Raw genomic sequence first — 12551 nt, 5'->3', positions numbered from 1 at the left:
TTTGTGTTGCCCTGCGGGAGTTAATGTTGTAATTTATGCGGATGATGAAAAAGACAGCGATTTTACTTCTTTTAACGGCATTCTTTTTCGGCTGCGGCGACAACGGCAAAAAGTCCGGAGACGCGCGTCCGAAGGTTGAAAAACGCACAATTCTGAAAATCAACGGCGTGGAGATAGATAACTCCGAGCTTCTTGACTACGCCTATTTTACTGTGCTGGAGATGGATCCCCTCACCGTTGAGAATCAGGAAGTGAAAGACCGCATAGTGCGCAACTTCATAATCCACAGGCTCCTTCTGGACGAGGCGAAAAAACGCGGACTTGATATAGGTGATGAAAGAAGCGCTAAAATAGCCGGATACATCGATAAGATGGAAGAGGGCAGAGCCGCGGAAAATGATGACAACGCAACGGATGAGATACTGAAAAACCGTCTGAAAAAACAGATGATTGAGAATGTTCTGGTGCAGAATCTGCTTACTCAGGTGGCGGATACCAACGTCATTGTCACGGATGAAGAACTGAAAGCGTATTACGGCAGTAATAAGGATCGCTTCACAGGGAAGAGAACTGCGAACGTATTCATGATCCTCACCATAGAAGAGGAGAGCGCCAAACAAGCCATGGGCGAGCTCAAAAAAGGCGTGCCCTTCGCGGAAGTGGCGGAGCAGTACTCCATTTCCGATGAAAAGAAAAACGGCGGGAACCTTGGCTGGATTTCAATGGATGACTACCCCGAAGTATTCGCCGAAGCCTTCAGGCTGAGAGCGGGAGAAACCAGCGGTATAATCAAATCGGAATACGGCTTTCATATTTTCCGCACAGTAGCATACAGAAACGGTGAAAACAGAAAGTTTGAACAGGTTAAATCGGATATATACGCAAGACTTTATTCACAGAAACAAGAAGAAAGCGTAAGGAATTTTATAGATGAAATTTACGGTAAAGCTGAGATTATTAATGTTGCTCCTGCTGCTTTTGAGCCTCTCACAGCAGGCTCAGGCGCAGGTAATTGACAGGGTCTACGCCCGCGTAGGGGATGACGTTATAACCAAATTCGACATTGAATCCCTCAACCCCGAGAGAACAAAGGCTATATACGCCATTAAGGATCAGGAAGAGCAAAAGCGTGTTCTTGCCGACTACACGAAGAAAACGCTGGATTTCCTTGTGGATCAGTACGTGGTGCTGAACTCCGCCCGCCGTGAGGGTGTTCGTGTAAGCGATCAGGAAGTGGACAATGCGGTGAAGGACGTTATGGAAAAAAACGGCATCACCGAGCAGCAGCTTCTTGAGCTTCTCGCGAAGGAAAACCGTACAATGGCACATTACAAGTGGCAGATAAAGATGGATATTCTTTCCACGAGGGTGCGCAGCAGGGTTCTTGCGCCGAAAGTGGTTGTTACTGATGATGAAATCAATAAGTATATAAAAGAAAACGGGAATAAGCTCGACATCAGCGATCAGCTTGAGCTGAGGATGCTTAAGCTTGAAAACCGCCTTGCCCTTGAAAGGGCTCTGGAGTTCTTCAAAAAGAACGGTTCCTTTGTGGAAACCACTGCGAAATTCGCCGGAGATGAAGAGGGCGGCTACCTTGGCTGGTTTGAGTATGATGCTCTGGATTCATCCCTGAAAGATCTCCTTAAGGGCAAGCACAAAGGAGACATTACTGCGGTTCAGTCTTTCGGCGGGGAGTACAGGGTTCTCTATGTTGAAAATTTCAAGGATAAATACGAAGGCACTGCGGAAGTGAGGCAGACCGCCGCAGGCGCCATAGCCGATGAGAAAACGAAAATCGTTTACGATAAATGGCTTAAGGACAGCAAACAGCGCATCCTTGTGCAGTATATGTACTAATCGCTTATGAGGCTGGACAAGTTTCTGAAGACAATGAACCTGATGAAGCGCAGAACCGTTGCCAATGAGGCGGCTGGTGAAGGCTTCATCACAGTCAACGGACGCACAGCCAAGCCCGCCTGTAATCTTAAGGCGGGCGATGTTATAGAGCTTGATATGTGGAATTTCCGCAAAAAGATAAAAGTGCTTCAGGTTCCCGAAAAGAAAAGCATCCCTAAGAAAGATCTTCCTCTCTACATCGAAACCCTCGAATACAGCGCCAAAACCGCAGACGACTTTGCCGACTTTGAAGATGATGAAGAGTTATAAGTTTTATAATCCGGCTATTTTCAGGAAACTTTTTGGAACAAAGTTTCCCGAATCCTTCAAAGACTCAATTCTTTTGTGATTTCTGTTTTTTCAGGTATCTGAACTTCTACCTCAGCACGTAAACAGTTTTTGGTTTGTTGAATATCTCCGCCGCTTTTTTGAGCGCGTCCTTATCCACTGCCTTGATGTCTTCGATATATTTTGTCAGGTAGCCGCTGCCGAGTCCTGCGTTCAGGAAGAAGTTAGCGTACCATGCCTGCTTGCTGTTGGTTTCGGTTTCTATTAGCAGTCTGCCCAGCATGTAGTTTTTAACCTTGGTGAGCTCTTCATCCGTCAGCGTGTTCAGGAAGGTTTTGTTTATTTCTTCCATGGCTTTGACCGCCTCCGGAACATTTGCGTATTCCAGCCCTATGTGTCCAACGAATCTTGATTTGCAGAGTCTGGACGGGTAAAATGCGCCGACCGAGTATGCGTAGCCTCTGTTTTTACGCATTTCCGAGAAATAGCGTGAGCTCATGCCGCCGCCCATTATATCCGTCATTACCTTAACCGCGGCGTATTCAGGAGATGACGCTTCGGGGGCTTCATAACCCACGTAGAGCTTCGCCTGCTGAGTTCTGGGATCACGGTCTTCCTTGTAAATCTCTTCCTTCTGAGCCGGATAGGCACAATCTGCCGTAAATTCCGTACCTGCGGGAACGGCTGCGAATATCGTCTTAAGCTTTTGCACCTGTTCGGGCGTTATCCTGCCTGCGACGGTTACAAATGTGCTCTTCCCTTGGAGTATAACAGGGTAGAAGTCTTTCACATCATCAAGTGTGAGCTTCTCCACGCTGTCCTTTTCTCCCTCTATAGTGAGGGCGTAGGGTGTGCCTTCGTAGCTGAGCTTCATGAAATTGCGGAAAGATAAAGATGACGGATCATCCTGAATGGCTTTGATCTCTTCAAGCTGTATAGCCTTCTCCCTTTCAAATACATCCCCGCTGAATTCGGGTGAAAAGAGGAAGGGGGAAAAAAGCTCAATAGCCTTGTCCATGTATTCGGCTGTGGAGGAGAAGCCTATTTCAAAGGAATCAGTTCCCTGACCCGCCCCGACGCTGCCTCCGTAAAATTCCATCTCACGGAGCATGTTGCTCCCTTTGACCCATACGGAGGACATGAGCGCGCCCACGCCGTTGTTTGTTTTGCTTTCCCTGAATAATCCGCCTTTTATGAAAACCGAAACGGAAACCGTCTCGGTGTAGGGGCGTTCGATTACTGTAAATCTGACTCCGTTTTCAAGTGTCATTGTGTCTCCTGCGGAGGCTGTGAGGCTTATCAGAAAGAGAGCCGATGCTGCCAGCAGTTTTTTCATAATATTTTTACGTGTCTGCCCTCTGTCTTCAGCCTGCCTTCAGCGATCAGACGCACAGCTTCGGGGTATGCCCTGTGTTCCTCCTCAAGTATCCGCGCGGAGAGTGTTTCCTCCGTGTCGTCATCCTTAACGGGAACGCATTTCTGGAGGATGATGGCGCCACTGTCCATCTTCTCATCCACAAAATGCACCGTGCATCCGGCGAATTTGACTCCGTAGTCCAGAGCCTGCTTCTGTGCGTCCAGCCCGGGAAAGGCGGGAAGAAGTGAAGGGTGTATGTTGATGATCCTGTTTCGGTACTGTTCCACAAAATATGGGGAGATTATGCGCATGAACCCTGCGAGGCAGACGAGATCAACGCCCGATTCGCTGAGATGCTTAACTATCTCCCTGTCGTACGCTTCCCGTCCGTCAAAGTCCTTGTGATTGAGGTAAACGGTTTTCAGACCGCATTCCTTCGCGTAGGCGAGACCCGCCGCGTCGGATTTATTGCTGATTACCGCGGCGATCTCCGCGTTTTTGATTTCGCCGTTGTCTATTGCCGCTTTTATAGCCTTGAAGTTGCTTCCCCTGCCGGAGAGCAGTATCCCTATTCTCATCAGAAGTCTATTCCTTTTATCTCAACTGATTTCACGCCTTCGGCTATCCTGCCTATTATAAAGGCTTTTTCGCCGAGCTCCTCAGCACGGACTCTGAGCTTTCCGGCTTCGTCAGCCGGTACTACAGCGATGAAGCCTATACCCATGTTGAAAACTCTGTAAAGCTCGCGGCTGTCTATGCTTACCTTGGAGGTGATAATACCGAAAATTTCCGGCATGGCAAAGCTGTCTTTGTCCACAACGGCTTTCAGCCCTTCGGGAAGCACTCTGGGTATGTTTTCGTAGAAGCCGCCGCCTGTGATATGCGCCATGGCTTTTATGCCGAAACCTTCGGAAAGAAGGGTGAGGACTGTTTTAACATATATTTTAGTGGGCGCAAGGAGCAGTTCATAAAGCGGCTTGCCGTTTATTTCATCCTTCACGTCCATTTTCAGCTCGTCAAAAAAGATTTTGCGGGCGAGAGAATACCCGTTGCTGTGCAGACCTGTTGAGCCGAAGCCCACTATGGCGTCTCCGGCGGAGACTTTGCTGCCGTCCACCATTTTCGCCTTGTCAAGTATACCGACGCAGAAGCCGGCGAGGTCAAACTCGCCCTCTTTGTAGAACCCGGGCATTTCGGCTGTTTCACCGCCTATCAGTGCGGTTCCGGACTGCCTGCATCCGTCTGCTATGCCCTTAACCACTTCCGCCATGTCCTCCGGCGCCAGCTTGCCTGTTGCCAGATAATCAAGGAAGAAGAGCGGCTTAGCTCCGGTTACCACAAGATCGTTCACGCTCATTGCGACAAGGTCAACACCGACTGTGTCCAGCTTGCCGGAATCAAAGGCGATTTTCAGCTTGGTTCCCACGCCGTCTGTCGCCGCTACAAGAACCGGATCGGTCATCCCTGCCGCGTCTTTCAGGCTGAAAAATCCGGCAAAGCCGCCGAGACTGCCTAGAACCCCTTCGGTGTAGGTGGATTCTGCCATGGATTTTATGAGTGTTATGAACCTGTTCCCCTCGTCTATATTAACTCCGCTGCTTCTGTAGTCGATCTTTGCCACTTATTCTCCTCTCTTAAGGCGCTCTATTTCTTCTCTTATAACCATTTCGGCAATTTCGGGAAGCACTTCTCTCAGCACTTCCTCCATTTTTTCCGCAAGCACTTCCTGAATGGCGCTTTTAAACATTCCGCTGTCAAAGGAGCGGTAGACAATCTCTTTTATTTCGTCCTGCGCCAGTCCGACCGCGGGTGCTTTAACAGGTTCGTGATCCTCTTCCATCTCTTTCAGCGGGGCGAACTGCTCAGCCGGAAATTCCTCAAATGCCGCCGGCTCCGCTTCGGGCTCTTCTACTGTGATGAATTCCGGTTCGGCGGGTTCTGTCTCTGCTTCGGGGAGCTCCTCTTTCTCAGGAGTGATCTCCTCAGGCGCATCTGCATCGGGAGAAGGGGCTGTTTCCGGTTCGGGCAGTGTTTCTTCAGTGAAGGTGACCTCTTCCTCAATCACATTAGCCGTTTCCTCATCCCTGATTATAACGGGCTCCTCCACTGTTTCTTCGGAGGTTTCTTCAAACGTTGATTCATCAGCCGGTGTGAGTTCGGAGAAATCCGTCTCAATGGGCATGCTCTCTATCGCATCGGCGGAAAGATCCGCTTCCTGCTGTTCGTCAACTATTTCTCCGTCCACAGGTATTCCTGTTTCAGGAAAGCCTTCAGTGATAATATCGAGGGCAGTCTCATCAGTCTCATCAGTCTCATCAGTCTCTGCGGGTTCAGCGGCTTCCTGCCGAATCTCTTCCTCCGTGAGTGCCGGTTTATCGTCTATCACGTCTTCAACGCTTATCTGCATGAGATTCGCGAAGATGTCGCCGTCATCGCTTTTTTCTTCTTCTATGACATACTCAGCTGCGGGTTCCGCTTCCGGCTCGGGTGAGGCGAACATGTCCTCTTCATCCGTCAGGGTAAGCCCCGAGAAGGGGTCGGAAGCTTCCTCTTCCTCAATGATGTATTCGGGGATGTCTTCCGGCGCCGGTTCTTCTGTTTCTCCCAGCTCTTCCAGCAGTCCGCTGAAATCCTCAGCCGCAGGTTCGGGAACCGTCTCCTCTTCCTCTATGATTTCAAGCTCGGGAGCTTCTGCGGTGTCGAGATCTTTCAGGAAGGAATCGAGATCCTCTTCCGGTTCTTCAGCCTTAGAGGACTCTTCCTCTCTTTCTTCCAAGGGCTCAGCTGTTTCTGGCTCAGCAATATCCGCTATGTCAGCAAGACCTTCAATATCTCCGAAAAGATTCCCCAACTCAGCCTTCTCTTCTTCGGATACTGCTGCTGAGGGCTCCGTATCGTCAAAGGGGAAGCTGTCCTCGCTGTCCTCTTCTCCGTATTTCCCTGCGGCTTCTTCGGTTTCCGGCTCGTCTTCGGAGAATATATCCTCCGCGGAGGGGATTTCCTCTTCAGCGGTTTCCGGCTCTGCCGATTCTTCTTCAAATGAGGGGACAGCCTCTTCAGCGGGCGGTTCCTCCTGCCGAAGGTCGATGAAGGCAGCTTCCTCCGCCGGGGATTCTTCCTCAGCGGGGAGAATCTCCGTCTGTTCCTCGGATATAATCTGCTCCGGCATTGCTGGCGCTGCCGCAGGTCGGTGCGCTGTATTCAGCCCGTAGTTTATTTTAAGATCTATTGCCTGTGAATCGAAGGGTTTGAAAAGGTAGTCGTCCGCGCCGGATCTGGCTAGGTCGCTGTCGTCAAACTGGTCGAATGCTCCGGTCAGGAGAATTATCCATGAAACAGGAGCCAGCGAACGGATCTTTGCGATGAAATCACCCAGAAGAATCCCTTCGAGCTTGTTATCCAGCAGAACTATGTCGGCGGGAGAGTTTTTCAGCTTCATTACTGCATCGTCTGCGGAGAAGGTTTTTTCCGTGATGAACCTGTCCTTGTCAAGGCAGATGTCTATTACCCTGTGAATGGTAACGCTGTCGTCAATCAGTAAGACTTTTTTCATGGAACTCCTCACCGAACGGTACTGTACTGTGCGTATTTTTCGCCCTTATACGCTAAACTAACACCAAATAACGGCAAAATCAAATAATTAGTCTTTTTTGAGCTTCCGCACCGTTTAAGAATCGTACAAGAGGCGCAAAACCTTAGCTTTGTCCGCCGCATGGATTTTCCGGCGGGTAGCCGAGTTTGTTCACCAGCTTTTCATAAACTGCCGAAGGAACAAACTTGGAAACGTCACCGCCGAGACTTGCGATCTCGCGCACCATACTGGAGCTGAGGAATATAAACTCCTGTGAAGGCATGAGAAACACAGTATCCAGCTTCGGATCCAGCTTGCGGTTCATCAGTGCTAGCTGAAGCTCATACTCATAGTCAGACACGGCGCGCAGCCCTCTGATAACTATCTGGCTGTCCATGCGCTTCATGAAATTCACCAGCAGGCAGGAGAATGGAACTACACGTATGTTTTTAATATTCTTCGTGGCGGTTTTTGCCATTTCGGTTCTTTCCTCTATGGAGAAGAGGGTGGTTTTCTTTTCGCTTTTTGCCACCGCGAGGATGACCTCGTCAAAAAGCATAGAGCTTCGTTTGAGAATGTCAAGATGCCCCATGGTCATGGGGTCAAAGGTTCCGGGATAAACTGCTCTTTTCATATCTGCATCCGTTTTAAATAGTATATTGCCGTTTCTCCGTACTTCTTTTCCTTCAGCACCTTGAAATGTTCAGGCTCCGCAGGGAAAGCAGTGCGGGTGCTCTCTTCGTAGATAAGGGTTCCCTCAGGATGTAAGATACCGCTTTCGTGGATGAGGTTCATTATTTCCTGAGGAAGAAACAGACCGTACGGCGGGTCGATGAATATGATATTGAAAACACCTGTCAGTCTGGGGATCTCTTTTTTGATGTCGCCTTTGATGATGCGTGTGTTTCTGAACTTCGAGTCAAGGACGTTTTTTTTGATTATGTCTGTTGAAAGGTCTATGAAAACGGCTGACGCTGCCCCGCGGCTCATTGCTTCGATTCCGAATGCGCCCGTTCCGGCGCAGAGATCAAGCACTTCCGCCCCTTCGGTCTCGTCAAAAAGAGAGGAAAAGACAGCCTGCCTTACCTTATCCGTTGTGGGTCTGACGGATGAGTTCTTCGGAGTATGAAGCTGCATGCCTTTCAGGGTTCCTGCCGTTATTCTCAAAAATGTGCTCCTTCGTCTTCATGCAGATTTCAGTGAAATCTGTTTGAAAGCTTTCATCGGTAATGATTTTATCAGGGAAATGTTTTCTTGCAAGCGCCTTATAGCCGCGGAGCTTGTGAGCATCCGCTTCCATGGTACGGATTTCGCCGTAATTATGAAGATATATCAGTGTGATAAGCGTCTTTACCATGTCGCCGAAAGCTGGGTGGTAAAAACCGCCTTTTATGGAATTTTCAAGATTATCCGTGTATTGCAGTCCGGTACGGATTACGTTTGTGCCCGCCGAGGTCAGGGCTGCATATGCGTACGCTGTGCGGAGAAGTATCTCAGCAGGAGAAGGGGGGACATACGCGCCGGACTCAAACAGCTCCGCAAGCTCAGTATCGGCAAGAACCACAGTGGGGTAAATGCGGGCGTAATCGGGCTTCACGGCAGCGAGAGTATCTGCGGTATGTATCACATCCGCCGCTGATTCACCGTGCATGCCCGTCATCATTTGAATGCCTGTTATGAATCGCTTCTGAACGGCTTTCACCGCCTCAAGACAGGCTGCTGCGTCATAGGGACGCTTATTCATGCGCAGAACAGTTTCGGACAGCGACTGCACACCGAGCTCAACGGTTCTCACGCCGCAGGCTTCCGCCTCATCCAGAACATCCTCCCCCACGCAGTCGGGACTTGTGGAGAAGCGCAGGGCATTGAATCCTCTTGCGTGCGCAAGTGAGTAGAGAGCTGTTCTGTCCTTTTGAGGAAGGCAGGTGAAGCTTCCGCCGTAAAAGGCTAGCTCGTCCCATGTACTTGAGTATGTGAGATATTTATCGATCTGCCGTTCGGCGCTTTCCGTAAGACCGCAGCCGCCCGTTCCGGTGATTTTATGCTGATTGCAGTAGATACACCTGTTTCTGCATCCCGCAAAGGGGATAAAAACAGGGAGTATTTTTTTATGAGACGTGCGCAAGGCGGTTCAATGCCTTGGTGGCGGCGACTTTTTCAGCGCTTTTTTTGCTTTTGCCTTCGCCTGTTTCGTGGAGGATGCCTTCAATATGAAGCTCCACAACGAAGGTCTTATTATGTTCCGGTCCCACCTCTTTAAGCACGGTGTATTCGGGCAGAACACCGTAAATCTTCTGGGTGAGCTTCTGGAGCTCGCTTTTGGAGTCTATGAAGCTGTTGGTGGATATGTCTTCATCGATGCGCTGCCCGAAAAGGTGAATTATTGTTCTTCTTGCCTCTTCGTAGCCGCCGTCACGGTAGATCGCCGCAACCAGTGATTCAAAAATATCACAGAGGAGGGAATCCTTGAACATCCCGCCCGATGCCTTCTCTCCTTTGCCGAGGAGGACGAACCTGCCGAGACCTATCTCATGGGCTATGATGCTCAGGAAGCCTTCGCTGACGAAGTAGCCCCGGAGTTTTGAGAGGGTTCCCTCATCGTAATCCCTGTATTTTTCGAGGAGATATTCGGTGATAACAAGCTGTAAAACCGCATCACCGAGAAATTCCAGACGTTCGTAATTGGTTTTCGTTCTTTTTTCATGGGAATAAGAGCGGTGAGTGAGAGCTTCAAGGAGGAGACTCCTGCTCGTAAATTGATACGACAGGAGTCTCTCAAGATTTTCGTATTTGATCTGTTCGTCGTAGCTACTCATATTTTTTCAGCAGAATGGTTGCGTTTGTGCCTCCGAAGCCGAAAGAGTTGCTGAGGCCGTAGCGTATATTAATTTTTTCGGCCTTGTTGGGTACGTAGTCAAGGTCGCAGTCAGGGTCGGGCGTGTCAAGGTTGATTGTGGGCGGCACAATGCTGTCCCTGATGGAAAGGGCGAGGATTGCTCCCTCAACGCTTCCCGCCGCGCCGAGCAGGTGACCTGTCATCGATTTTGTGGAGCTGATTTTAAGCTTTTTCGCATGTTCGCCGAAAACGCCCTTGATCGCTCTTGTTTCGATGGCGTCGTTATATGGTGTGGATGTGCCGTGGGCGTTGATGTAGTCCACGTCTTCAGGTGTTATGCCTGCATCCTTTATAGCCATTCTCATTGTTCTCATGGCGCCGTCGCCGGATTCATCGGGAGCGGTCATGTGGTAAGCGTCTCCTGTGAGACCGTAGCCCACGACTTCGGCGTAGATTTTCGCTCCGCGCGCCTTTGCCAGCTCCAGTTCCTCAAGGATCAGTATGCCCGAACCTTCGCCCATAACAAATCCGTTTCTGTCTTTGTCAAAGGGTCTGCTGGCCTTTTCAGGTTCATCGTTCCTTTTGGCGAGGGCTTTCATATTGGAGAAGCCGCCCACGGCAAGCTCTGTGATCGAGGCTTCGGCTCCGCCCGCTACCATATAGTCCGCGTCGCCGCGCGCAATGATTCTGAAGGCATCGCCTATGGCGTGTGTTCCCGTGGCGCATGCTGTGACTATGCTGAGGTTGGGACCCTTAAGTCCGTAGCGTATGGAAACGGCTCCGCTGCCCATGTTTATGATGGAAGCGGGAATGAAGAAAGGAGAAATCTTTTTGATTCCGCCCGCAAGGTACGCCGCTTTAGTGTCTTCTGTAGATTTGAAGCCGCCTATGCCGGAACCTATGATAACGCCGAAGCGTTCTCTGTCGATGGTTTCAAGGTTCATGCCTGAATCCCTGAACGCTATTTCCGCAGCGGCAAGTGCGAAAACTATGAACTCATCGTATCTTTTGATGTCCTTTTTATCGACAAGTTCTTCGGGATTGAAGTTTTTAACTTCACCGGCAATAGTGACGGGAAATTCGGAAGTATCAAATTTGGTGATCTGTCCGATACCGCTTTTACCGGCTATGAGGTTTGTCCAGTTTTCATCGTTTCCGACTCCTACCGGTGTCACAAGACCGATTCCGGTGATAACAACCCTTCTGCTCACAGGTTCCTCCTGTTTGTTAGTTACTCGTGCTTTGACGATTGTGGAAACACTGCCCGCAGTTTTATGCTCTGCGGGAAGTGCGTATTCTGCGTTTAATTACTGCGCTGATTCGATGTAGCTGATCGCGTCGCCGACGGTTTTGATTTTTTCTGCTTCCTCATCGGGAATCTCAAGGTCGAACTCTTCTTCAAAAGCCATGATGAGTTCCACTGTGTCAAGAGAGTCAGCGTCAAGGTCATCGATGAAGGAAGCCTCGGGTTTCACATCAGCTTCGTCAACGTTAAGCTGTTTAACAATAATGTCTTTTACTTTTCCTGCGATATCCATTCAAATCCTCCTGGAGTTTCTTTCTTTTTTTCGGCAGTGCCTATAAGTACATTCCGCCGTTAACATGAATGGTCTGTCCCGTTATGTAATCCGAACCGGAGTCCGCGAGAAACAATGCTGTATCCGCCACGTCCTTCCCTGAGCCGAAAGCCGCAAGGGGGATCATGGAGATCATCTTCTGCTGAATCTCCTCACTGAGTCCGTCGGTCATATCAGTTGTTATAAATCCGGGCGCTATTGCGTTCACCCTTATACCCCTTGAGGCAAACTCAAGGGCGGCTGTTTTGGTGAGACCTATGAGCCCCGCCTTGCTTGCCACATAGTTTGCCTGTCCGGCGTTGCCCATGAAGCCTACTATGCTTGACACATTTATTATCTTGCCGTAGCGCTTTTTCATCATGCCTTTTACTGCAAAACGTGTGCAGAGGAAAGCACTTTTAAGGTTAACGTCCATAACTGTCTGCCAGTCTTCGGTTTTCATTCTCATGAGCAGACCGTCTTTCGTTATGCCTGCGTTATTCACAAGCACGTCGACAGTGGAGCCTGTTACTTCCTCCACTTTGTCAAACATCGCCTTAACCTCTTCCTCGTCCGAAACATTCGCCTTCACGGCAAATGCCCGTCCGCCCGCGTCAAGTATCGCCTTCACGACCTCTTCCGCTTTAACGGGGCTGGATGAATAGTTGACAGCAACATATGCACCCTGTGCGGCAAATGCAATAGCTATGTCTCTGCCTATGCCTCTGGATGCTCCGGTTATAAGCGCGATTTTATCTTTAAGCATACTGTTGACTCCCTGACTCTATTCGGAAACGGTACATCCTGTCCTAAGATACAGTTTTTTGGGAAGAGTTTGAGAAACACTTTTTTTTTGTTAAAAAAGGGTTTCTCATAACAATACCCTAGTACAAAAGTTTATAGTCTGTTCTTTGTTTAGTTTTTTCTGGGAAAACTTTTTGAAAAAAGCTTTTCCCCGACCCTTTCAAAAACTTTTACCTGCTCCGCAAAGTGTAAACGGGTTATCTGGTCTATATTCCGTCTTCGTATTGACTATATTCGGAAACG

The 12551-nt window shown here is 49.4% G+C and carries 14 protein-coding genes; 3 read left to right on the top strand and 11 right to left on the bottom strand.

The genetic code is table 11. From position 1 onward, the window contains the following. Positions 1-35: 35 nt before the first annotated feature. From EP073_RS00430 to EP073_RS00420, 3 genes are read left to right on the top strand one after another with little or no spacing between them, the layout of a single operon-like run. Positions 36-1016: a peptidyl-prolyl cis-trans isomerase gene (locus tag EP073_RS00430; protein ID WP_128465206.1), complete on the top strand. Its 981-nt coding sequence runs from the start codon at positions 36-38 to the stop codon at positions 1014-1016. Then, positions 961-1857 (top strand): peptidylprolyl isomerase, encoded by an 897-nt coding sequence (locus tag EP073_RS00425; RefSeq protein ID WP_164885226.1) that lies wholly within the window; start codon positions 961-963, stop codon positions 1855-1857. Before EP073_RS00430 ends, EP073_RS00425 begins: the two co-directional genes overlap by 56 nt. Positions 1858-1863: 6 nt before the next feature. Next, positions 1864-2166 (top strand): RNA-binding S4 domain-containing protein, encoded by a 303-nt coding sequence (locus tag EP073_RS00420; protein WP_128465204.1) that lies wholly within the window; start codon positions 1864-1866, stop codon positions 2164-2166. Positions 2167-2272: 106 nt separating this feature from the next. Here the strand turns inward: EP073_RS00420 and EP073_RS00415 are convergent, their stop codons facing one another. The 11 genes from EP073_RS00415 to fabG form a co-directional block, all read right to left on the bottom strand. Next, positions 2273-3520: a M16 family metallopeptidase gene (locus tag EP073_RS00415; RefSeq protein ID WP_128465203.1), complete on the bottom strand. Its 1248-nt coding sequence runs from the start codon at positions 3518-3520 to the stop codon at positions 2273-2275. Continuing rightward, positions 3517-4119, bottom strand: coding sequence for a phosphoribosylglycinamide formyltransferase (gene purN, locus EP073_RS00410; RefSeq protein ID WP_128465202.1), 603 nt, complete (start codon positions 4117-4119; stop codon positions 3517-3519). The genes EP073_RS00415 and purN overlap by 4 nt, the downstream gene beginning before the upstream one ends. After that, complete coding sequence (purM, locus tag EP073_RS00405) at positions 4119-5153, bottom strand: phosphoribosylformylglycinamidine cyclo-ligase (protein WP_128467739.1); 1035 nt, start codon at positions 5151-5153, stop codon at positions 4119-4121. The genes purN and purM overlap by 1 nt, the downstream gene beginning before the upstream one ends. 9 nt (positions 5154-5162) lie before the next feature. Beyond that, complete coding sequence (locus EP073_RS00400; RefSeq protein ID WP_128465201.1) at positions 5163-7094, bottom strand: response regulator; 1932 nt, start codon at positions 7092-7094, stop codon at positions 5163-5165. Positions 7095-7236: 142 nt separating this feature from the next. Beyond that, positions 7237-7746 carry a pantetheine-phosphate adenylyltransferase gene (coaD, locus tag EP073_RS00395; protein WP_128465200.1) on the bottom strand — a complete coding sequence of 170 codons (510 nt, stop codon included), beginning with the start codon at positions 7744-7746 and terminating at the stop codon, positions 7237-7239. Beyond that, positions 7743-8279: a 16S rRNA (guanine(966)-N(2))-methyltransferase RsmD gene (gene rsmD, locus EP073_RS00390; RefSeq protein WP_128465199.1), complete on the bottom strand. Its 537-nt coding sequence runs from the start codon at positions 8277-8279 to the stop codon at positions 7743-7745. The genes coaD and rsmD overlap by 4 nt, the downstream gene beginning before the upstream one ends. After that, positions 8200-9237, bottom strand: a complete 1038-nt coding sequence (locus EP073_RS00385; protein WP_128465198.1) for a radical SAM protein — start codon at positions 9235-9237, stop codon at positions 8200-8202. Before EP073_RS00385 ends, rsmD begins: the two co-directional genes overlap by 80 nt. Then, entirely contained in the window at positions 9221-9928 is a 708-nt protein-coding gene (gene rnc, locus EP073_RS00380; protein WP_128465197.1) for a ribonuclease III, read from the bottom strand. The genes EP073_RS00385 and rnc overlap by 17 nt, the downstream gene beginning before the upstream one ends. Beyond that, positions 9921-11159: a beta-ketoacyl-ACP synthase II gene (fabF, locus tag EP073_RS00375; RefSeq protein WP_128465196.1), complete on the bottom strand. Its 1239-nt coding sequence runs from the start codon at positions 11157-11159 to the stop codon at positions 9921-9923. Before fabF ends, rnc begins: the two co-directional genes overlap by 8 nt. Before the next feature lie 96 nt (positions 11160-11255). Continuing rightward, positions 11256-11486, bottom strand: a complete 231-nt coding sequence (locus EP073_RS00370) for an acyl carrier protein (protein WP_128465195.1) — start codon at positions 11484-11486, stop codon at positions 11256-11258. Positions 11487-11526: 40 nt separating this feature from the next. After that, on the bottom strand, positions 11527-12270 hold the full coding sequence (gene fabG, locus EP073_RS00365) for a 3-oxoacyl-[acyl-carrier-protein] reductase (protein WP_128465194.1): 744 nt from the start codon (positions 12268-12270) through the stop codon (positions 11527-11529). Between the last annotated feature and the right edge of the window lie 281 nt (positions 12271-12551).

This window comes from Geovibrio thiophilus, from assembly GCF_004087915.1.
In the GTDB taxonomy this organism is placed as follows: Bacteria; Chrysiogenota; Deferribacteres; order Deferribacterales; family Geovibrionaceae; genus Geovibrio; species Geovibrio thiophilus.
The sequence above is the reverse complement of the archived record's forward strand: the minus strand, read 5'-3'. Positions and strand labels throughout refer to the sequence as shown.